Here is a 22,754-nt window from a genome sequence, read left to right as displayed (position 1 = left end):
CCTTATTCAAATAACAGAGCAAATATAGTGAAAATTCGTAAGATGCGAAACTAAACTGCGTGATAAATTTCATTCGTTTACAGCTTTTTAGCTTCTTCCGGAAGGTGTTTGGAATAGGGGATATAAATATGCCATACGCAGAAAAGGTCGGACTTAAAAGTCCAACCTTCCAATATTTCTTTTGTGTAATATTAATTAGCTTATCCTAGCTTATTAATGTAAAGAGCCAACTTAGACTTCAAGTTGCTTGCTTTGTTCTTGTGGATCACATTGGTTTTAGCCAATTTGTCCAACATCTTAGTTATACCCGGATACATTGCAGTAGCTTCTGCCTTGTCGGTTGTAGAACGAAGCTTTCTAACAGCATTTCTCATGGTCTTACCATAATATCTGTTGTGAAGTCTTCTAGTTTCTTCTTGTCTGATTCTTTTCAGTGATGATTTGTGATTTGCCATCTCGACTAATCTTTTTTAATTCGTTTATTTTTTTAGTTGTAGCCCGTGGGGGAATCGAACCCCCCTTTCAAGAATGAAAATCTTGCGTCCTAACCGATAGACGAACGGGCCATCCTTTGGTGAGCATTTCTGCTCTTGCAGAGAGATTATCTCTCGTTTGCGGTTGCAAATGTAGGGACTATTTTTGAATTGGCAAAATAATCATGAGAAAAAAACAAAGGAATATGTCGGGATTATTCTAATATTTGCGGCTTATTGCCTGAATGTCAGTAGGATAAAAACTTTCATTTTTTTACTTGTCTGCCTGCATTTTTTTATTTATCCGTGTTTTATCCCTGCTGTTTCCGTCTTTTTTCGTAGTTTTGTTACCGGATTGAAACCAAAATAGTAAGTGCGGATGTTACAGAAAACGCTGGGGATTGTGCTGCATACCCTGAAATATAACGATACTTCCCTTATTGCAGACATTTATACAGAGGTGGTCGGGCGTGCTTCGTTCATCGTAAAGATTCCCCGTTCGCGAAAGGCGGCGGTGAAACCGGTATTGTTCCAACCATTGGCTTTAGTGGAACTGGAAGCTGATTTCCGTCCGAATGCCAGTATATATAAGATAACGGAAGCGAAGTCTTTCTATCCGTTTTCTTCTATTCCTTATGATCCGTATAAGTCTTCCATTGCACTTTTCCTGGCGGAATTTCTTTATCGGGCAGTGCGTGAGGAGGCTGAAAACCGTCCGTTGTTTGCTTATTTGCAGCATTCTATTATTTGGCTGGATGAGTGCCGTGATAATTTTGCCAACTTCCATTTGGTATTTCTGATGCGCTTATCCCGCTTCCTGGGATTATATCCTAATCTGGAAGATTATCAAAAAGGCGATTATTTTGATATGATGAATGCTTGTTTTACTCCTTTGCGACCGCAACTCCATTCTTCTTATATACTTCCGGAGGAAGCCTCACGGTTGATAATGCTGATGCGCATGAATTATGAAACAATGCATCTCTTTGCCATGAACCGCGCCGAACGTACTCGCTGCCTTACAATAATGAATGAATATTATCGCCTCCACTTGCCTGACTTTCCCGTATTAAAGTCTCTTGAGGTGTTGAAGGAGCTCTTTGACGCGGAACAATAAACCCTTTCCTGCATATTTTACTGACCTGTGATGCAAAAGATACCATCTTTCGCTGTAAAAGATGCCATCTTTTGTAGCATAACATGCCACCTTTTGATGTAAAAGATGCTATCTTTTGCGTGAGATTAAGCAGGAATGTGCAAGAGATGTGTTGGGGATGTGGGGAAGCCCTTTGGACATGGTGCGTTTTATCTTCTGTGAAAGGTAGGATACTTGTTATTGAAGCGGAAGCCGATACCCATCATCAGATAATTCGGGTCACTGAAGTTCTTCAGGTTATACCCGATGTGCAGATAAGAACTGCGGGTCATCTCCACTTTGAGTGTCAATACCTGGTAGATACCTTTATGGTCACCGCCACCGTGCAGTACATTGGCTCCTATGCCCACACCTACTGTGAAGTAGGGCATTACATATTCTGCGCGTCCGGAAATACCTAAAGCTAACTGTTTTTCCAATGAAGGTTTGTAGCATTCATTGCCGTTCCCGGGGATGGTGTAGACATTGGAACTGGCATCATATACACCATCCAATGATACACCTGTGCGGAATTTATATCCGATGTTATACATGGGGGCGAAATTGAAACCAAGTACGGTATAAGCATCCGGTGAAGCAATTTGCCCTTCTCCTACCCATACGCCTTTCCGTCTCCATGAGCCGAACAGGGTTAAGTCGTAGCTGAGGTATCGTGAGAACTTTGGAATGGGAGCTTGGTATAGAGGCTTGGTGAGCGCATCTTTAGGTCTGTTGAAGTTGTAGATAACCCCTACTTTTAAGCCCATTGTATTGAGGCCGGCATTGGGAAATTTAGTATTGCCATTGGAGAAATGGGTACCCGTAATTCCGGCAACCAGGTCGATTTCCCGTGAAACCATCCAGTTGAATTGTATGCCCGCATTGATATAGGCATTTGCCTTCGAACCGATGACACTATTGTGAGGATTGGTGTATTCGTCGTACGGTTTCCATCCTAAAGATAAGCCGAAGTTCCATTCGTAATTGAGTGATAGTCGCGAAGTAATACGGGCAATACGTGCTCCCTGATAGAGGTAAATGGCAATCGGATTTCCTAATTCTTCTTTGTTTCCGAAATCGTAATAGCCTAAGCCTATACCTTGATAGGCGCTACCATAAATCCGGTCGGCGCAAGTATTGGGCTTAAATTGGAATGAATATTTCAAGTGGGCTGAATAACCCCATTCGTAAGGCTTCCATTGTGAGTTATCTCCTGCCAGAAAAGAACTGGTCTGGAAAATGTATCCCGGGCGGTATTCTACTCCCAGTCTGTGAATAAAGCGTTTGGCGAAGTAACCTGTATCCGGCTTGTATCCCGGTATACTATCTTGTGCCCGGTTCTTTGCATGAGCAACGTCAGACAAGAAAAACATTGTCCCCACAAGGACTATTAATTTCCATATCTTTATATTGCTTTTCATGATATTGTGCCAGAATTCTAGTTTTATTATTATGCGGGGATATTCCCTTAAAATGCGTGGCAAATATAACGATAGTATTTGAATTAAAAATTATGATACTCAATAAAATGCAAAAAGAAGCCGTGTTTTTGGGAGATAGAAGTTGATTTGTCTTCTTCTGTCTCCCGAAAACACGGGCAATGACGGGGACAAAACAGGAGATTATCCCAGCAATTCTTTTACTTTGGCAGAAATGGCACGTCCTTCGGCAAGTCCGGCAAGTTTCTTGGAAGCAACCCCCATTACCTTACCCATATCTTTACCACTGGTAGCACCTGTTTCAGCAATAATTTCTTTCAAGGCAGCTTCCAGTTCTTCAGCTGACATTTGTTTGGGCAGATAGACCTCAATCACCTTTACCTGTGCCAGCTCTTCGTCTGCCAAGTCCTGGCGACCTTGCTGGATGTATATTTCAGCTGCATCTTTGCCTTGTTTCATGAGCTTCTGCATAATTTTCAATGCAGCGTCGTCAGTCAGAGTATCGTTAGCTCCCGGAGCCGTTTTTGCTTCCAGGAATACTTTCTTGATATTTCTCAGTGTTTCGAGAGCCACTTTGTCTTTGGCTTTCATTGCGGTTTTAATGTCTTCGCTGACTCTTTCAAATAAATCCATAATGCTATTTGTTATTTTACCATTTACATTTAATAATTGAAGTCGCTTTGTAACTTAGAAGGTTATCACACCTCCCAGGCCTTCACTTCCCTGTGCTTCTTCCGTAGCTATCTGCCCTTCGGTGGCGGCTTTGGTTTTGATAGAACTCAAAGTACTCTTATCGCGCAGATACGTCGGTGAACTTTCTACCATACTGATAATGTCGGCGTTGTCCAAGTCTTCCGGGTTGAAGATATAGATATGGCGACGTTTGCGGATATTTTTGCTACCGATGCCACTGGCACTTTCACCATAGGCTTTGCGGATACGCTCTTTATTCTTCTCTTTTTCTTCTTCAAGTTGAAGCTGGCGTTCTTCCTCTTCCTGGCTGCGCTTTTCGAGTACGCTGTCCATACCGGGAACATCTTCCACACCGAAACCGGTGGCAAGTACGGTAATCTTAACTCTGCCTTCCAATGTGTTGTCCATAGCCACACCCCAGATCACCTCTACACCTTCGCGGAATTTGCTCATGAACTCGTGAATCTCGTTCATTTCTTCCATCATCAGCTCGGAACTTTCGCAGAAGGATACGTTCAGCATCACCTTCTTGGCATTGAAGATATCGTTGTTGTTCAGTAACGGAGAGTGCAGGGCATCGTCGATAGCTTTGGTCACACGACTTTCACCTTCGCCGAAACCGGTACTCATGATAGCCACACCACCATCTTTGAGGATGGTTTTCACATCTGCAAAGTCAAGGTTCACTGTTCCGCGCATGGTGATAATCTCGGCAATACTTTTGGCAGCGATAGACAATGTATCATCTGCCTTGCCGAAAGCATTCATGAACGTAAGGTCGGAATATATCTCACGCAAGCGTTCGTTATTGATAACCAGTAGAGCATCTACATGTTGGGCGATACGCTCCACACCGTCCAGTGCCTGGATAATCTTCTTTTCACCTTCGAAGATGAAAGGTATGGTGACGATACCGACCGTAAGGATGTCCATTTCTTTGGCTATGCGGGCTATGACGGGAGCAGCGCCCGTACCTGTTCCGCCACCCATTCCGGCAGTGATGAATACCATTTTTGTACCGTCGTTCAGTAGCGCTTTGATTTCTTCACTACTTTCTTCGGCGGCTTCGCGGGCACGTTCGGGACGGTTTCCGGCACCTAGTCCCTCGGTGATAGAACGCCCCAGTTGCAATTTTACGGGGACGGGAGACTCTTTCAACGCTTGGTTGTCTGTGTTGCACAGAACGAACGTCACGTCGTGTATGCCTTCCCGGTACATGTGGTTCACGGCGTTACCACCACCACCACCTACACCAATCACTTTGATGATCTTCGGTGAGTCTGTCGGGAAATCGAATTGTACTATATCGTCCATAGTTCCTTATTTTATTGAGTTTATTTCAAATCGTCATCCGAGAAAATTTCATTGGAAAGCTTGTTGAAGGTCTTTTCAAACCAGCTGGGACCTTCTTTCTTCTTTTTCTTTTTCTCTTCTTTCTCTTTACGCTCTTTCTCCTTACGTTCCCGTTCACGGCGTTCTTTCTCTTCTTTTTCACGTTGGGCCTTGGCAGCGCGGGCGGCAGCTTCCTGTTCTTTCAGGGCTTCGTCATCGCCGAACATATCGACGGGTTGTGTAGGAGTAGCAGTAGTCGTAACGGCGGGTTTCATCTCTTGCAGGCAGCAGTTTTCATTTCCGGCAGCAAGCAGTCCGAGCAAAGTATTCTGCATACAGTCTTTCTTCAGCACATCATTGAAGCCGTGGATGCTGCTATGAACAAATTTGGTGGTCTTCACTTTCTCAACCTTGCTACGTTTACGGAATGCTTCTTCCAGGTTTTTCAGGTTGGCACCTCCACCGGTGAAAATGATACCGGATAATAGTTTATCCTCGTATCCTGACAATTGAAGCTGGTTCCATACATTGGCAAGGATTTCTTCGGCGCGTGCATCGATGATATCATTCAATACGTTAAGTTCGATGTTGCGACCGTCTTCCAAAGTGCAGACTGCGGGTGTCTCTGTTTCCTCTTCTTCATAGAGCATATCGCCGTACTTCTTTTTCAGTTGTTCAGCTTCGGCCTCTTCCATTTGCAGGGCAGTGATGTCACGGGTAATATTGTTTCCACCCAGTGGCAATACACTGAGGAAGCGGAGCATGTTATTTTTATAAACCGATACAGTCGTTGTATCTGCACCGAAATCCACCAATGCACAACCCGAACGCATCTCACTTTCCGTCAGCACGGCATTCGCCAATGCTATCGGAGCGATCAGCAGGTCGGCTATTTCTATTTTAGCCTGTTCAAAGCTGTGTTCCAGATTCTTCTTAAGTGAAGCACGGGCCACAATATTCAGGAAGTTTCCCGTGATACGCTTGCCTGCCACACCTACCGGGTCGGCTTGAAGGTTATTATCTATTTTATATTCCTGCGGGGCGACATCCAGCACACTCATGTCCATCAGGGGGACTTCGAGGTTTTCGTCGCTGATAGCGTCTACCAACTCTTGTGAGATAATCCCTTCCTCTTCCAGCACACGGCTTACCGCATTCTTTACCGTGCGCAAAGACTGTCCGCCAATGCCTACGTATACTTTGGCAATGGAGTTGTTCAACTGGCTTTCCAGCTTGTTGATGATGGAAGTCAGAGCCTGTGCGGTCTTATCAATGTTGTAGATGACTCCTTTATGGATAAAAGAAGCGGCATCTTCACGCGCATAAGCCAGCACTTGTATGCTTCCGTCACTGTTCTTCTTTCCTGCGATACCGGAAATCTTGGAAGAACTCAACTCGATAGCGGCGATAAATTCTGTTGTTGCCATAAATATATTCCTATTTTACAATTTTCTATTTACGATTAAGATTACTCTGTAAATCAATGTATGGGGACGTCTGATATTAATCGTACGTCCGACATCGTCAAATCGTACATTAGTTCTCTCGCTTTGTACAGATAATCTGGTTACTAAATTCAACGCTAATGCGGGAATATTTGTTCCATCCTACCTGATTTAAACCTTTTTCATAAAAAGCTTTCATCCGTTCGAGTTTACGCTCAAAACCATCCAACTTCCCAAGATAGATAATATGGTCGCCTACGCGAGGCACCAGTTCCACGTCTTTGTCCGACAGCACATGTATCTGTTCAATCTGTGCTTCCCAGAACTTATTATTCTGCAAAAATACACCAAACTTATATAAATCCCTCATGGCAAACGACTTTTCTACTCTTCCGGTCACTATGGCAAGGTGTGCAACGCACTTTGCATCGGGTGGCATCACAGTACCTTTATTGTCCAGATAGTAGTTCTCCCCGTTCGCACTCATCACTCGCAGGATAGGGATACGTTGACTGACTTCTACGCAAAGTTTGCCACTGGGAGTCTTGTAGCATTCCACTTCATCGATAAGCGGATGTTTGGCAAGTTCCCGTTCCAGCGTTTTACTACGGATGCGATCCATTGGTTTACCAACAGGATAAATCCCTTTCTTCTCCAATATGTCAGCCACTTCCTTTTTGGTGATGAAACCTGCATAGACGGTATCTTTGATAACCAATTCCATGTCATTGCACACCTGTCCGGCAGGCTTCCGGTTGAAAGCCGAGAGAGCTACCACCAGATAGGCGATGACGAGCAGTAGGACGATAGACAATAGAATTCTTTTAAACATGTATCAACTATCTAATTATCATTATTCAACTATTAACTGTCAATTGTCAATTGTTAATTATCAATTGTCAATTGCTTTGTGATTTCAGGGACGTAGTTGTCTATATCTCCGGCACCTAAAGTTATCAGAACTTCAATCTGCTTTTGAGATAAGAGTTCCAGTATATCCTCTTTCTTACACATGCATTTCTCAATGCCCGGTCGCAGGTTATCGTATATCAATTGGCTGGTGACACCGGGAATTGGTTGCTCACGTGCCGGGTAGATATCTACGAGAATGACTTCGTCAAGTAACGACAAACTGTTGGCAAATTCCTTATAGAAATCGCGCGTGCGGGTATAGAGATGTGGTTGGAAGATAGCTGTAATCTTCTTGTCCTGATACAGATCACGAATGGATTTCACACTCTGTGCTATTTCGGCGGGATGATGGGCATAGTCGCTCAGGAATACGACTTTGTCATTCTTGACCTTGAAATCGAAACGACGGTCTACTCCACGGAAACTTGCCATACCTTGCTTGATCTCTTCGTCTGTCACACCGTTGAGGTGGGCGAGTGCCATGGCTGCTACGCCATTCTCTATATTGATGCTGACGGGAACACCCAGTTGGATATCATTAATACGCGTGTCGGGTGCAATAAAATCGATAAAGATCTCACCATTTCCGATACGGATATTCTCTGCGTGGAAATCTCCTTCGGTACGGGCGTAACTATAGACTTTTACACCGGCCTGCACATCAGGTTTCAAAGCGATGTCCTTGTGTATAATGAGTGCACCATCCGGCTGGATAAGCGTCGTATAATGACGAAAACTTTCCAGGTAGGCTTCTTCTGTGCCATAAATATCCAGATGGTCGGGGTCTGTAGCAGTTATTACGCTCATGTAAGGTGATAACCAGTGGAATGAGCGGTCAAATTCATCTGCCTCAATCACAGTGTATGGGCTGGACTGTGATAATAACAGGTTAGTATCATAATTCTTGGAGATGCCTCCGAGGAATGCAGTGCAACCTACGTGTGATTGGTAAAGCAGATGCGCTGTCATTGTACTGGTAGTTGTTTTACCATGTGTACCGGCTACGCACAAGCCTTTGCTATTATGTGTGATCGTTCCTAAAACCTGTGCCCGTTTTTGAATTTCGAAACCATTGTTACGGAAATATACTAACTCGGCATGCTCTTGCGGAACAGCTGGAGTATACACTACCAAAGTGCTTTCCATATTCTTGCAGGCTTCAGGAATCAGATCCACATTCTCTTCGTAATGTATCTGTGCTCCTTCTGCAATCAGGTGTTCGGTTAGTTCGCTTGGGGTACGGTCGTAACCGGCAACGAGCTTTCCCTTTGATAAGAAGTAGCGTATCAGGGCGCTCATACCGATGCCACCGGCACCAACGAAATATACGGATTTTATATTTTCTATATTCATAATACACTTATCACTTATCGTTATTTATCAGTTTTAATACTTCTTTTGCAATAATGGTTGCCGAATCCGGCAAAGCCAATTTAGCGATGTTCTCGCTCAATGTTTTCAGCTTCTCGGCATCTGTGACAGTTTCAAGAGCCACAGGAATCAGATGCTTCATAGCATCTACATCTTTCACATAAATAGCAGCTTTCTTATCTACCAGTGCCAGTGCATTTTTAGTCTGATGGTCTTCTGCCACATTTGGTGAAGGCACCAGGATGACCGGCTTGTTCAGCAGGCAGAATTCAGAGATAGAACCGGCACCTGCACGGGAAATGACGAGGTCGGCAGCTGCATATGCACTTGCCATGTCTTTGATGAAATCCGTTACATACAGATTCGGGATGGCAGAAATCCGTGGATTACGTATAGCTTCGCCCGTTGCGGTAGTAATAGCATCTTTGACTTGCTGGATATATATTTTTCCCGTTTGCCAGATGAACTGAATGTCGCCGTTTACTTTTATCGTATCCAGTGCAGCAATGAGGGTCTGATTGATGGTACGTGCCCCCAAGCTACCACCCAGTATCAATATTGTTTTCTTCTCCGGATTGAAGCCGAAAGAGCTTACAGCTTCTTCGCGGCTCTGTTTATTTGCTAACAGGTTCTGGCGTACAGGATTCCCTGTCATGATAATCTTATCTGCGGGGAAGAATTTCTCCATTCCATCATATGCTACGCAGATTTTACATGCTTTCTGTGCAAGCAACTTATTTGTCACTCCTGCATAAGAATTCTGCTCTTGTATCAAAGTAGGGACTCCCATCATGCCCGCTACTTTTAATGTAGGACCACTGGCATATCCGCCTACACCTACTGCTACCTGCGGGCTAAATTCTTTCAGGATACGACGTGCTTTCCATTGGCTACGCAATAACTTGATAATTACTGCAAAGTTCTTCCATAAGCGCTTACGGTCGAAACCTGCTACAGGCAGACCGATAATTTTATATCCTGCATCGGGCACACGTTGCATCTCCATTCGTCCTTCTGCACCTACAAAGAGGATTTCTGCATCAGGGCGCAGTTCCTTGATGGCGTTGGCGATAGATACTGCGGGAAATATATGCCCTCCTGTACCTCCACCACTGATGATGATGCGTGGTCTGTTATTTTTTGTTTCCATATATCTTATTTTTATTCAAATTCAGCATCACTGTTCAATACCTTTGCCGTCGGTTCTGCGGCTGTTTGTGCATCGCTATTCGTCTCTTCGGCAGGTACTTCTACTTGCATGGGTATCAAAGCATCGTGTTCTTTCTGCTCTTCCAGTCTGGCGGTATAGCGGCTCACACTCAGTATCATGCCGATATAAGCACAGTTGATAAGTGTAGAAGTACCACCTTTACTGATAAGCGGAAGCGGCTGTCCGGTTACCGGGGCCAATCCTACTGCTACCATCATGTTGAATATAGCTTGCGATACAAGTAGTAGTGCAATTCCTATTATAAGGAAAGCAGGGAATGTTCGTTCGCACTTTTTCGCAATACGCCCGACTCGTATCAGCAGACAGACGTAAAGGAATACGACGAAAGCTCCACCTATCAATCCCAATTCTTCGATAATGATAGCAAAGATAAAGTCAGAGAAAGCCTGACTCAGGAAGTCGCGCTGTACCGAGTTACCCGGTCCTTTGCCTACAACGTGACTCGTAGCTACGGCAATACGTGCATGGGCTATCTGAGCATCTTTGTCTATATCGAATTTGGCAGCAGGTACCTCATTGTCATTTGTAAACTTCTCAATACGGGCACGCCATGTGTCGAAACGGTGCAGGAATGGTAAATCGCTATTCTTGGTCAGTACAAGGAATGTCACACCTATAATTGCTACTCCAGCCAGGCCGCCTGCCAGTATTAATAATTTTTTCATTGCCACTCGCCCGATGAACATCATCAGATAAACCACTCCGAAGAGCAGTGCTGCCGTCGAGAGGTTTTCCGGGGCAATCAGCAGACAAATAATACCTGTGATAATCATGATACGTTTAAAAGCTTTCGGGCTGGCCCCATCTTCGTCCTGTCCTTTCGAAAGAATAAAGGCGGTAACGATGATGACAGCCATTTTGGCTACTTCCGAAGGCTGGAACTGAACCCCCATGAAGGTCATCCAGCGTGCAGCACCGTTAATGCGTTCCATCATCATAACGAGGGCCAGCAGTACCACGGATAGTGGAAGCAGGAATACAGGAAATACCTGAAACCATTTGTAGGGGATATTGTGCATAAACACCACTACTACGGCACCCACCATCAAGATGATGCTGTGCTGTGTAATCGGCCCCCAGTGGTCACCGCTTTTATACGTCAGGGTAGACGCAGCGCTGAACACTTCTACGATAGAAATGAGGCAAAGGAAAAGGAATATAATCCAGATTACCTTATCACCTTTGAATATGCTTTTTAATAAATCCATAAATTTAATGTGGTAATGTGTTCTATAATTTTCTCACACACTCTTTGAATTGATCGCCCCGGTCTTCATAGCTGTTGAAAAGGTCGAAACTGGCACAGCAAGGACTGAGTAATACGGTTTCACCCTTTTTGGCCAGACGGAATGCTGCGTCTACAGCGTCCTTCATGCCGGTTTGTACATCAGCGACGGGCAATCCCATGCGATCAAAGAAGTCATGTAGCTTCTCATTGTGCAGTCCCAGATAGACTAAGGCTGAACACTTCTCGCGTACTAAATCCTCTATTTCCGTATAGTCATTACCTTTATCCTTTCCTCCCAGAATAAGCACGGTTTTCGTCTTCATACTCTGTAGGGCGTACCAACAGGAATTTACGTTTGTGGCTTTAGAGTCATTGATGAATTCCACGCCACGTACAGTTGCAACTTTTTCCAGGCGATGTTCCACACCTTTAAAGTCAGACAATGCCCGACGAATATATTCTTTCTCTATTCCGGCAAGATTGGCTGAGATACCTGCGGCGAGAGAATTGTATAAATTATGCGTACCCTGCAGGGCCAGTTTCTCCTGCTCCATATTGAAGGCGATGGGTTCGTTGATTTCAACTTCGCCGTCTTCCACATAAGCTATGGCTCCATCTTCTTTTACTGCAGAGAATGGATAAAGATGGGCTCGTAGTCCATGCTTGTCCAGTTCCCGCTTGATGATGGGGTCATCATTCCAGAAGATGAAAGCATCTTCAGGTGTCTGGTTCTGTGTGATGCGGAATTTTGCATCCACATAATTCTGCATGCAATGGTCGTAACGGTCCAGATGATCGGGTGTGATGTTCATCAGCACGGCAATATTGGCACGGAACTTATACATATTATCCAGTTGGAAAGAGCTGAGCTCAATCACATAATAATCATGTTGGTCTGTGGCTACCTGCAAGGCAAGACTTTTACCTATGTTACCAGCCAATCCCACATTCAGACCTGCACTTTTGAAAATGTGGTAAATAAGTGAGGTGGTAGTGGTCTTGCCATTTGAACCGGTAATACATATCATTTTTGCATTGGTATAGCGTCCCGCAAACTCTATCTCAGAGATAACAGGCGTACCTTGCTCTTTCAGTTTCAGTATCATCGGAGCGTCGTTGGGAATACCGGGGCTCTTCACCACTTCATCCGCACTCAAAATCAATTCTTCCGTATGCTGTCCTTCTTCCCAGGCAATGCCGTACTTATCCAGCACTTCCTTATATTTATCTTTGATGGCGGACATGTCGGATACGAATGTGTCGAAACCCTTCACTTTGGCGAGTACGGCAGCACCTGCACCGCTCTCTCCGGCTCCTAATACTACAATTCTACTCATATATTCTTTAAAGTTACAGGCTACCAGCTACTAGCTACCAGTAAGTGGCTGGAGTTGGCAGTTGCTACAAGTTTGTTATTTATCGGCAACCAGTAGCGAGCACTTGTAGCTTGTAGCTCGCGGCTGGCAGCTCTATTATCTTATCTTTAATGTTATAATTGTTATCGCTGCCAATACAATCGTCACAATCCAGAAGCGGACTGTAATCTTTGATTCATGGAACAGCTTGGTCGGCGTTGTGAACTTCACTGTACACCCCGGTTCTATCAGACTCATGGAAGTACGGAAATGGTCGTGAATGGGAGTTCGCTTGAACAACCTTTGCTTAACGCCCTTTCTCTTTCCGGCTTTGTAATAAAATCGTTGCAGGATGACGGACAAGTTTTCTACCAGGAACACTCCACAAAGAATAGGTATAAGTAACTCTTTGTGTATGATAATGGCAAACACGGCAATGATGCCACCAATCGTCAAACTGCCCGTATCGCCCATGAATACCTGTGCAGGATATGCATTGTACCACAGGAAACCGATCAATGCACCGATAAAGGCACAAATGAAAATTACCAGTTCCTCCGATCCGGGGATATACATGATGTTAAGGTAACTGGCATACGTAATGTGGCTCGATACATAGGCTAAAATCCCTAATGCCAAGCCTATGATTGCTGAGTTTCCCGCTGCCATGCCGTCCATTCCGTCATTCAGATTGGCGCCATTGCTGACAGCTGTTACTACGAATATAGTAATGATTACGAATAAAACCCAACCGGCAGTTTGTGCATGCTCACCTAAGAAACCCACAAAGTCTGCGTAATCCAGGTTATTGCTCTTAAAGAACGGAATCGTAGTCTGCGTGGACTTAATGTCTTGCCCTGCATGGATGACCTCCATTTCCTGTCCTGGTTTCTTTACTTCAATATTCTCGCGGATAACTGCCTGTGGACTCAGGTAAAGTGTCAGGCCTACAATCAGTCCTAAACCTACCTGGCCGATAATTTTGAATTTCCCGTGCAAACCTTCTTTGTCTTTCTTAAAGATTTTGATGTAATCATCGGCAAAGCCCAGCGATCCTAACCATACTGTGGTAATCAGCATCAATATCATATAGACATTGCTCAGTTTACCCAGCAATAGGCATGGAATGAGAATGGCCACAATAATAATGACACCTCCCATACTTGGTACACCCACTTTGTTCACTCCGAACGGGTCGATGCTGGCATCACGTTGGGTCTCTGTAATTTGTTTCCGTTTCAGCAAGTCTATAAAACGGTCACCCCAGATACTTGAGATGAGCAATGCGAGAATGATTGCCATCAGAGCCCGGAATGATGTATAGCCAAACATGCCCGCACCGGGAATGTTATATTTGTCCAGCCATTGAAATAAGTAGTATAACATAAATCAACTATTTAGTGTGATAGTGTGGTAAAGTGATAATGTGTTAAAGTAATATCACTCTACCACTTTATCACTTTAAAACATTATCGCCTTTAACTCTTCTTTGTCATCAAAATGATGTTTAACTCCTTTGACTTCCTGATAGTTCTCATGGCCCTTTCCGGCTACAAGAATAACATCACCGGGCTGCGCCAGCATACATGCTGTTTTGATAGCTTCGCGCCGGTCGGCAATGCTGATGGTCTTCTGCATGTCGTCTTTATCCAATCCGGCAAGCATATCATTGATGATATCTTGCGGCTCTTCAAAGCGGGGGTTGTCCGAAGTGATGATAACACGATCGCTTGCTTTGGCCGCCTCTTTTGCCATGATGGGGCGTTTACCTTTGTCTCGGTTGCCGCCTGCACCTACTACAGTAATTATTTTCCCTTTTCCTTCGAGTACGCCGTGAATGGCATTCAGAACATTGATGAGAGCGTCCGGTGTGTGTGCATAGTCCACAATGGCAGTGATACCTTTGGGTGAACGTACAGCATCGAAGCGTCCGGCCACAGGTTGCAGGGTACTGAGTGCAACGAGTACGTCTTCTTCCTTCTTTCCAAGCAATACGGCTGCACCGAATACTGCCAGCAAGTTTGAAGCATTGAAACGACCAATGAAATGTACGGCCAGTTCATGGTTGTTGAAGTCGAGCAACATCCCTTCAAAATGAGATTCCAATATTTTGCCCTTGAAGTCGCTGAGGCTACGCAAGGAATAAGTATATACTTTGGAACGTGTGTTCTGGGTCATGACGAGTCCGTTCTTGTCATCCAGATTAGTCAGACTGAAAGCACCTTTCGGCATATCATCGAAAAATTTCTTCTTGGCTTTGAGATAGTTTTCCACAGTCTTGTGGTAGTCCAGGTGGTCACGTGTCAGGTTGGTAAAGATTCCCCCTGCAAAGCGTAGACCACTGATGCGTTTCTGGGCAATGGAATGTGAACTTACTTCCATAAAGACATATTTGCACCCGGAGTCTGCCATCTGTCCCAGCAACTGATTTAGGGTGATGGGGTCGGGGGTGGTATGTTCAGTTGGGATTGCCTGATCATCTATATAGTTGCAGACTGTAGAGATCAGTCCTACCTTGTAACCGAAATAACGGAATGTATTATATAATAAGGTAGCGATGGTGGTTTTTCCGTTTGTTCCGGTTACGCCTACCAATTCCATTTTGGAGGTTGGGTCGTCGTAAAAAGTAGTGGCTATTTTACCAACAGCTTCTTCGCTGTCTTTCACCTGGATATAGGTGATGCCTTCTTTCTTTTCTTCAGGCACATCTTCGCAAAGCACTGCGACGGCACCTTTCTCAATGGCAGCGGGAATGTAAGCATGCCCGTCAGTCTGGGTACCGCGCATAGCCATGAACAGATGTCCGGCTTGCACCAGACGGGAGTCGATATTTACCCCCGTTATTTCCGTCTCCGTACTTCCGATAATTTGTATCGGTTGTATTGCTTTCAGTAATTCACTTAATATCATACCTTATTATATATAATGTATATTCTTAATAGTTTAACGAAGTGTCAAAACTATGGTTTGACCTTTCACAACGCGGTTACCACCCGGTATCGATTGATTCTTTACCTTTCCTATACCGCTTATTCTGACTTTCAGTCCTTTGCTTTCCAATAAGTAAACAGCATCTTTCGCTCCCATTCCTATGACGTTGGGAACTGTATTTGAGCTTGTTCCCTCCTTGGCCTGCAGAATAACTGCATTAGGGGACTCCTGCGTATGTCCCCATGCTTCTTTCCCTTTCTTGGGAGAGAACTGCTTTTGTACCGGAACATTCAGCCCATCCAACACCTGCAATGCTTCATTCATTTCTCCTGCTTTTACCGGAGGAATGACATTGCTTGTGCTATCTATTGCACTGCGGATATCAAACCGCAGATTTTTAGCATACACTCTTTCGGCAATCTTTCCGAATACACTACCGGCCATCAAACCACCTGAGGCAGGAAGTCCCGGTTTCTGGATAGAAACAATACAACTGTACTTCGGTGCTTCTGCCGGAAAGTAACCGCAGAAACTTACCAAATAATTCACCCGTCCTGACTTATAGCCTGCCAAACCCTGGGATACCTGTGCCGTACCCGTTTTCCCAGCTACGGAGAATTGTTTGCTTCCGGCCGGTTTCGCCAATCCTTGTGATACCACTTTTTCCAGAATATCGCGGATTTGTGTCAAGGTGCGGTCGGAGCAAATCTTCGGATTGATTACCTCCGTCGGATATTCTTTTATCACCTCACCATCTTTTACAGCGGCTCTTACAAACTTAGGACGCACCATCGTGCCATTATTGGCAATAGCATTATAGAAAGTAAGGATGTTGAGCGGCGGAACCTGAGTTTCGTAACCGATACTCATCCATGGTAAGGTCGTCTTGGCGAAATATCTTTCTTTCGGACCTTTTATATTCGGTTTTCCCTCACCTGAGATTTGTAGATTTAGTGGTTGGTCAATGCTCATTCGCTTCAGCCCGTCTACATACTTTTGAGGATTATCCTTGTAGTGCTTGTCGATTAGGTACGAAACACCGACATTGGAAGAAACTTCTAGGATACGGGTTACATTGATCTTCCCGTAGCCACCGCGATGCCAGTTATGATCCCTCATCTTACTACCGTACATCATCATTACACCGTTTCCGGTATCTACTTCCGTCTCCGGAGTAATTTTCCCGTCTTCAAGGGCTACCATGATAGAAGCCGTCTTGAATGTAGACCCCGGTTCCATCATATCGCTAATGGCATTATTACGCATTTCATAATAGTTGCCGTCACCAGCTTTCATCATGTTGACGATAGCTTTGACTTCACCTGTTTCCACTTCCATCAGTATGGCTACACCTACAGTAGCATTGATTTCTTTCAACTTATCCACCAATGCTTTCTCGCAGATATCCTGCATACCTACATCGAGAGTGGAGATAATGTCGCAGCCATCTACGGGAGCTATATCTACGATGTTCAGGTATTTATTCATCACTTTCTGGCGGTGCGTGATACCGTCACGTCCTTTCAGCAGAGTGTCAAAAGCCAGTTCGATACCATTCTTTGCCCCCTGTGCAGTATCTGCATAGAGGTCACCCAGTGTACGGGCTGCCAAGGAGCCAAACGGCTTTTTACGCTGATTATATACCTGTTCGTGGAAACCGCCTTTGTATTTGTTCAGATTGAAAACAGGCAGACGCTTGGCTTCTTTGTACTGGATGTATGAAATACGTCTCGGATAAATCAGATAGTTCCGGCTACCTTTTTTACGCCCTTTCTGTAAGTGTGACTTGAACTCAGCTGCACTCTTATCAGGAAATATCTTATGTAACCCTTCACATATTTCATTCATGTGGTTCACCAACATCGTGTCCTTGGTTTCTCCTCCTGCCTTGAAGTCCATGTATATACGATATTCGGGCAGGGAACTTGCCATCAGTTTGCCGTCGGATGAAAGAATGTTACCACGATTAGGCTTTACCGTCACGTTTTCTTTCACGAAACGGTCGGCTACATCCTGCCAATACTGTCGCTCCGCAAACATGATGACTGCGGCTTTAACGACAATAGCTATTCCCAGCAATCCCATTACGAGGACTACAAAGAAGTAGCGGGTCATGATATTTTTCTTATTTACTGCCAAATCTGTCTACAATTTAATGATTCTATAATTACTTAATCAAATACGGTGGATGAGTGGATGTCTGCAAGTCACTCTCTTTACTTGCAATATACTCTTCGATACGTGACTGCCGGCTCCGCTCCATTAATTCTGAACTACGGGTAAGAGCATCGTATTTGATGTCAATCAGCTCTTTTTTCAATTTATCAATCTCTATCATTTGCTGCTGGCAAGCATAACGATTGTGTATATAGAATATAATCAGCAGCATTATCATTACGAGCAACTTCGTCTGACGGCGAAAAAAATCCGTAGCCAGAATGTCGCCACCAATAATGTTTTTCAGAGATGTGCGATTTTTGGCTTTCTTCGCTTTCTCTGTTTTTTCGTTTACCTGTTTTTCTTCCATATCCTTCATTATCTTACCATCACTTTTTCTCTGCTATTCTCAGTTTTGCACTTCTCGATCTCGGGTTCCGTTCTATTTCCGCATCGTCCGGTACAATCACTTTATTGTTAACCAACCGGAATGGAGTCTGTACATTTCCGAAGAAATCCTTTTCCATTTTACCTTCCACATTTCCGGTTTTCATGATATTCTTTACCATCCGGTCTTCCAGTGAATGGTAGGTAATTACTACCAATCGTCCGCCTGGTTTCAAAGCCTCGGTTGCTGCATATAGCATCTCTTTCAGAGCTTCCATTTCCTGGTTCACTTCGATGCGCAGTGCCTGAAAAACTTTAGCCAGTTCTTTTTTCTCCCGTTCCCGACCGAAAAGCGGTTTAATGACTTCCAGAAATTCACCGATGGTTGTAATCTTCTGTCCGGCACGTGCTTTCACAATTACAGATGCCAGTTTGCGACTGTTCTTTAATTCACCGTATAGGTAAAAGATGTCAGCCAACCGTTCCTCATCATAGTTGTTTATGATATCTGCTGCAGTATCCCCCGCACGCTTGTTCATGCGCATATCCAGTGCACCGTCAAAGCGGAACGAAAATCCCCTTTCGCTATCATCGAAGTGATGGGAGGATACACCCAGATCAGCCAGTATTGAATCTACTTCCTCGATGTTGTGATAACGTAGAAAATTGTGCAGATATCGGAAGTTGCTGCGTACAAAAGTGAAGTGCGGATTATCCACAATGTTCCGTTCCGCATCTTCGTCTTGGTCGAATCCCAGTAACCGTCCGCCGTCTCCCAGCCGTGACAGTATTTCCCGTGAATGCCCTCCACCTCCGAAGGTAACGTCTATATACGTTCCATCCGGCCGGATATTCATTCCGTCCACACTCGGCATCAACAACACCGGTACATGATATGTCAACTCTTCATTTCCCATTCATCACTAATCACTAATCGTTAATCACTCATCCTCGTCTTCTTCCCAATCGTCTTCGTCTCCCAGAATATCCTGCAAAGCTTCGCTAAACTCTTCCGGGTTCATGAACGGTTGTTCAGTTTTCTCTTTTGCCCAGATTTCTATCGTATTGTCCACACCGATGAAACGTACATCGCTCTGTATGCCGGCCATTTGCAGGTAACGTTTGGGCAGCAAGATGCGTCCATTCCCATCGGGAACCATGATTTCCGCATCGCTCACAAATTGCCGGAAGATTTCTTGGTGTTTTGCGTTCCACTTGTTCAGGCGCTTCCTTAGTTGGTTTTGCGTCTTGAACCAAACGCTTTCTGGATAGAGTACCAGGCAGTCCTGGAACACGTCTTTGCGCAGCACGAGCTTCTCTTCGGAAGCAGATTGCAGTTGCCTCCGAAAACCGGCAGGGATAAATACACGTCCCTTAGCGTCGGTTTTCGCTTCTATATTGCCCAAAAAACGTATCATTGTTACCTTATTATAATAAGCGACGGTAAAAGTACACATTTCCCCACAATTCCCCACAAGTTTTAACTAAAAACTTTTTGAGAAGTTTTCAACACCCTGTTTATTGTTTATTTCATTGATAATGAACATAGTGCTGAAAGGGCTTTTGGGTGGGGAATTGAGGTGGTTTTATAGTCTTAGTTTTGTCTCCGGACTATACCTGGGGCATACTTGCTCCGTACCAATCCCGTACTTTCTCTGTGTAGAAGTACCTTTGACTGAATTTACTACGGAGCAAGTATGGTTCGGATTCGGTTTTGGTATGGAGTTGGTTAATCCCCATAGTTAGTTCTGCTTTGTAGGATGAAGAGCAAATACTGTCAATAAATTCCGGCTATGAATGGCTGATTAGATAAAATTGGATTAAAAATAGCGATTATTGTAATTGTATTTCTGGGTTTTGCCCTACTTTTGTATCGGATGCTATAGACATTGTCATTGCTCCAATCTATATACTTAAAATAATACTATCCTTATGAAGAGAATCATTCATTTCATCCTGATCGCTTTATTCTTAATTCCCTGCTGTGCTGTGCAGGCATCTCATCAACCCGAGTTTTCTACTGCCGGTTTCTTCCAACTGCCCAATTCCGGGCGTGAAGTGTTTTCCATGAATCCTGCCTGGCGCTTTTATAAAGGAGCCGTTGCGGGTGCTGAAGCTGCGAACTTTAATGATGCGGAATGGACGGTAGTCTCTCTGCCCAATGGCATTGAATATTTGCCGACAGAAGCCAGTGGTTGCATCAATTATCAGGGAGAAGTCTGGTATCGTAAGCACTTCACCCCTGCGGATGCTTTGAAGGGGAAGAAACTCTTCCTGCACTTCGAAGCCATCATGGGAAAGAGCAAGGTATTTGTCAACGGGAAGTTGCTGACTGAACATTTTGGCGGTTATCTGCCTGTGGTGGTCGATATCTCTGACGTATTGAACTGGGGAGAGGATAATGTGATAGCCGTGTGGGCGGATAATAGCGATGATACGAGCTATCCTCCCGGAAAGGCACAGGATGTGCTCGACTTTACCTACTTCGGTGGCATTTATCGTGATTGCTGGTTGGTAGCTCATAATCCGGTCTTTATTACTGATCCGAATTTTGAGGACGAAGTAGCGGGCGGCGGCTTGTTTGTGGCTTATGATAAAGTATCGGATACTTTGGCTGAAGTATTATTGAAAGCTCACTTACGTAATGATAGCCGTAAAACTTTTGCCGGAATTGTGGAATATGAATTGCAGCAACCGGATGGTACACAGGTTGCTTTCTTGAATGATAAGGTTCAAGTACGGCCGGGAAAGGCTGTTACTTCACAAGATAAAATCACGATCAAGAATCCATTACTGTGGAGTCCGGAAACTCCCACCTTATATAATCTGATTGTACGTATCCGTGACCGCGAAGGTAATGTGGTGGACGGTTATCGCCGCCGTATCGGCATCCGTATCGTAGAGTTTAAGGGCAAGGACGGTTTCTGGCTGAATGGTAAACCTTATGAAAGTCCGTTGATTGGCGCTAACCGTCATCAGGACTTTGCGGTGGTAGGTAATGCCGTGGCTAACAGTATTCATTGGCGTGATGCCAAGAAACTGCGTGATGCCGGAATGAAAGTAATCCGTAACGCCCATTGTCCGCAAGACCCGGCATTCATGGATGCATGCGATGAACTCGGTTTGTTTGTAATTGTTAATACTCCGGGCTGGCAGTTCTGGAATGATGCTCCCGAATTTGCACAACGTGTATACAGTGATATCCGCAACCTTGTGCGACGCGACCGCAACCATGCTTGTGTGTGGATGTGGGAACCTATCCTCAATGAAACCTGGTATCCGGAAGACTTTGCCAAGAACACCCGTGACATTGTAGACCAGGAGTATCCTTATCCCTACTGCTATTCCGGTTGTGATAGCGGTGCACGCGGACGCGAGCATTTCCCGGTACTTTTCACGCATCCCTCCTTCGATGGCAAGTCGTGGGGCGACAAGGATGCTGACCCTAAGATAACCTATTTTACCCGTGAATGGGGTGACAATGTAGACGACTGGAGCTCACATAACTCTCCCAGTCGTGTAGCCCGCAATTGGGGAGAACAACCTATGCTTATCCAAGCACAGCATTATGCAAATCCCAGTTATACTTATACCTGCTACGATGCCCTTTATCGCACTCCCCGCCAACATGTGGGCGGCTGCCTGTGGCATTCGTTCGACCATCAGCGTGGCTATCATCCCGATCCATTTTATGGCGGACTGATGGATGTATTCCGCCAGCCCAAGTATTCGTACTATATGTTCAAGGCGCAGCGTTCGCCCCGGAAAGAAGAGCGGCTTTTTGAAACCGGTCCGGTGGTTTATATCGCTCATGAAATGACACCGTTTTCCGGCAAGGATGTGACTGTTTATTCCAATTGCGATGAAGTGCGCCTCACCTTCTTGAAAGATGGAAAGACTTATGCTTATAATAAACCGGTAGTTAAAGAAGGTATGCCTTCGCCTGTTATAACCTTCTCCGATGTTTACGATTTCATGGTTGATAAAGCGATGTCACGGAAGAAAAAGCAGGATGAAGTATTGTTGCGGGCAGAAGGTTTGATAGATGGCAAGGTGGTTGCTACGCACGAAGTTCACCCTGCCCGTCGTCCGGAGAAAGTATTGCTCTGGGTTGACAATGAGAATGTAAATCTGAAAGCCGATGGCTCCGACTTTGTTACTGTAGTAGCTGCTATAGCCGATAAGAATGGGAACATCAAACGCTTGAACAATTACTATGTGAAGTTTCATGTGGAAGGTGAAGGACGTATTCTGGGTGATGCCGGAATACTGGCAAATCCTGCTCCGGTGAAGTGGGGGACAGCTCCGGTGCTGATACAGTCCACCTTGAAGCCGGGTAAGATAAAGGTAACGGCAAGTGTGCTCTTTGAAGGCTCGCAGATGCCTGTAAGTGCTGTTTTGGAGTTGGAAAGCTATCCTGCTGCTCATCCGTTGGTTTATTCGGAGAAAGATGCGGCGCTGATTGCCGGTTCATCTTCTTTACAGTCTGCCGGAACGTCCGCAAAATCGGCTGTGGAGTTGGAGCAGGAGAGGATTCTGAAAGTGCAGAATGCTCAAAGACTGAAAGAAGTGGAGCAGCAACAAGAAGATTTCGGGGGAGAAGAATAAGTGACAGGGAAATTGAAATAAATAATAAGTACTGATTTGAGATAATTTTGATATATG

Annotated in this window: 18 protein-coding genes and 1 tRNA gene; 2 read left to right on the top strand and 17 right to left on the bottom strand. The window is 44.8% G+C overall.

Translation table 11 applies throughout. The annotated features are described in order from the left end of the window. Nucleotides 1-200: 200 nt before the first annotated feature. Together rpsT and BWI44_RS10075 are read right to left on the bottom strand one after the other, a co-directional pair. On the bottom strand, nucleotides 201-455 hold the full coding sequence (gene rpsT / locus BWI44_RS10080; RefSeq protein WP_007660764.1) for a 30S ribosomal protein S20: 255 nt from the start codon (nucleotides 453-455) through the stop codon (nucleotides 201-203). 39 nt (nucleotides 456-494) lie between these two features. Then, nucleotides 495-566: transfer RNA gene (locus BWI44_RS10075), tRNA-Glu, on the bottom strand. Between the two features lie 286 nt (nucleotides 567-852). On the opposite strand from BWI44_RS10075, the gene recO reads away from it, so the two are divergent. Then, complete coding sequence (gene recO, locus BWI44_RS10070) at nucleotides 853-1,590, top strand: DNA repair protein RecO (RefSeq protein WP_044534480.1); 738 nt, start codon at nucleotides 853-855, stop codon at nucleotides 1,588-1,590. 188 nt (nucleotides 1,591-1,778) lie between these two features. Here recO and BWI44_RS10065 read toward each other — a convergent pair whose 3' ends face one another. The 15 genes from BWI44_RS10065 to mraZ all read right to left on the bottom strand — a co-directional run bounded on the left by BWI44_RS10065 (nucleotide 1,779) and on the right by mraZ (nucleotide 19,507). Beyond that, complete coding sequence (locus BWI44_RS10065) at nucleotides 1,779-3,029, bottom strand: acyloxyacyl hydrolase (RefSeq protein ID WP_007660762.1); 1,251 nt, start codon at nucleotides 3,027-3,029, stop codon at nucleotides 1,779-1,781. Between the two features lie 201 nt (nucleotides 3,030-3,230). After that, nucleotides 3,231-3,680 (bottom strand): GatB/YqeY domain-containing protein, encoded by a 450-nt coding sequence (locus BWI44_RS10060; protein WP_021968176.1) that lies wholly within the window; start codon nucleotides 3,678-3,680, stop codon nucleotides 3,231-3,233. Nucleotides 3,681-3,734: 54 nt separating this feature from the next. Continuing rightward, entirely contained in the window at nucleotides 3,735-5,054 is a 1,320-nt protein-coding gene (gene ftsZ / locus BWI44_RS10055; RefSeq protein ID WP_007660760.1) for a cell division protein FtsZ, read from the bottom strand. Between the two features lie 20 nt (nucleotides 5,055-5,074). Further along, complete coding sequence (ftsA, locus tag BWI44_RS10050) at nucleotides 5,075-6,499, bottom strand: cell division protein FtsA (RefSeq protein WP_007660759.1); 1,425 nt, start codon at nucleotides 6,497-6,499, stop codon at nucleotides 5,075-5,077. 109 nt (nucleotides 6,500-6,608) lie between these two features. Then, nucleotides 6,609-7,349: a cell division protein FtsQ/DivIB gene (locus BWI44_RS10045; RefSeq protein WP_007660758.1), complete on the bottom strand. Its 741-nt coding sequence runs from the start codon at nucleotides 7,347-7,349 to the stop codon at nucleotides 6,609-6,611. A gap of 53 nt (nucleotides 7,350-7,402) precedes the next feature. Next, entirely contained in the window at nucleotides 7,403-8,782 is a 1,380-nt protein-coding gene (gene murC, locus BWI44_RS10040) for a UDP-N-acetylmuramate--L-alanine ligase (protein ID WP_138290900.1), read from the bottom strand. A gap of 10 nt (nucleotides 8,783-8,792) precedes the next feature. Further along, nucleotides 8,793-9,950, bottom strand: a complete 1,158-nt coding sequence (gene murG / locus BWI44_RS10035; RefSeq protein WP_286813169.1) for an undecaprenyldiphospho-muramoylpentapeptide beta-N-acetylglucosaminyltransferase — start codon at nucleotides 9,948-9,950, stop codon at nucleotides 8,793-8,795. A gap of 11 nt (nucleotides 9,951-9,961) precedes the next feature. Next, nucleotides 9,962-11,239: an FtsW/RodA/SpoVE family cell cycle protein gene (locus BWI44_RS10030; protein ID WP_007660755.1), complete on the bottom strand. Its 1,278-nt coding sequence runs from the start codon at nucleotides 11,237-11,239 to the stop codon at nucleotides 9,962-9,964. A 22-nt stretch (nucleotides 11,240-11,261) separates the two neighbouring features. Further along, a complete protein-coding gene (murD, locus tag BWI44_RS10025) occupies nucleotides 11,262-12,596 on the bottom strand; it encodes a UDP-N-acetylmuramoyl-L-alanine--D-glutamate ligase (protein ID WP_195208699.1) in 1,335 nt (444 codons plus the stop codon). Between the two features lie 135 nt (nucleotides 12,597-12,731). Continuing rightward, nucleotides 12,732-14,000, bottom strand: coding sequence for a phospho-N-acetylmuramoyl-pentapeptide-transferase (gene mraY / locus BWI44_RS10020; protein WP_007660749.1), 1,269 nt, complete (start codon nucleotides 13,998-14,000; stop codon nucleotides 12,732-12,734). A 75-nt stretch (nucleotides 14,001-14,075) separates the two neighbouring features. After that, the gene (locus BWI44_RS10015; RefSeq protein ID WP_007660748.1) at nucleotides 14,076-15,524 is read right to left on the bottom strand and encodes a UDP-N-acetylmuramoyl-L-alanyl-D-glutamate--2,6-diaminopimelate ligase; all 1,449 of its coding nucleotides are present in this window, start codon (nucleotides 15,522-15,524) and stop codon (nucleotides 14,076-14,078) included. A 33-nt stretch (nucleotides 15,525-15,557) separates the two neighbouring features. Next, entirely contained in the window at nucleotides 15,558-17,660 is a 2,103-nt protein-coding gene (locus BWI44_RS10010) for a PASTA domain-containing penicillin-binding protein (RefSeq protein WP_115502408.1), read from the bottom strand. A 52-nt stretch (nucleotides 17,661-17,712) separates the two neighbouring features. Beyond that, the gene (locus tag BWI44_RS10005) at nucleotides 17,713-18,072 is read right to left on the bottom strand and encodes an FtsL-like putative cell division protein (RefSeq protein ID WP_021968182.1); all 360 of its coding nucleotides are present in this window, start codon (nucleotides 18,070-18,072) and stop codon (nucleotides 17,713-17,715) included. A gap of 19 nt (nucleotides 18,073-18,091) precedes the next feature. Then, entirely contained in the window at nucleotides 18,092-19,006 is a 915-nt protein-coding gene (gene rsmH, locus BWI44_RS10000; RefSeq protein WP_007660745.1) for a 16S rRNA (cytosine(1402)-N(4))-methyltransferase RsmH, read from the bottom strand. Nucleotides 19,007-19,030: 24 nt separating this feature from the next. Next, nucleotides 19,031-19,507, bottom strand: coding sequence for a division/cell wall cluster transcriptional repressor MraZ (mraZ, locus tag BWI44_RS09995; protein WP_044154727.1), 477 nt, complete (start codon nucleotides 19,505-19,507; stop codon nucleotides 19,031-19,033). A 514-nt stretch (nucleotides 19,508-20,021) separates the two neighbouring features. On the opposite strand from mraZ, the gene BWI44_RS09990 reads away from it, so the two are divergent. Beyond that, on the top strand, nucleotides 20,022-22,697 hold the full coding sequence (locus BWI44_RS09990; RefSeq protein ID WP_286813162.1) for a glycoside hydrolase family 2 protein: 2,676 nt from the start codon (nucleotides 20,022-20,024) through the stop codon (nucleotides 22,695-22,697). Nucleotides 22,698-22,754: the final 57 nt, after the last annotated feature.

The sequence above is a fragment of the Bacteroides sp. Phil13 genome, assembly GCF_001940965.1.
In the GTDB taxonomy this organism is placed as follows: Bacteria; Bacteroidota; Bacteroidia; order Bacteroidales; family Bacteroidaceae; genus Bacteroides; species Bacteroides intestinalis.
The sequence above is the reverse complement of the archived record's forward strand: the minus strand, read 5'-3'. Positions and strand labels throughout refer to the sequence as shown.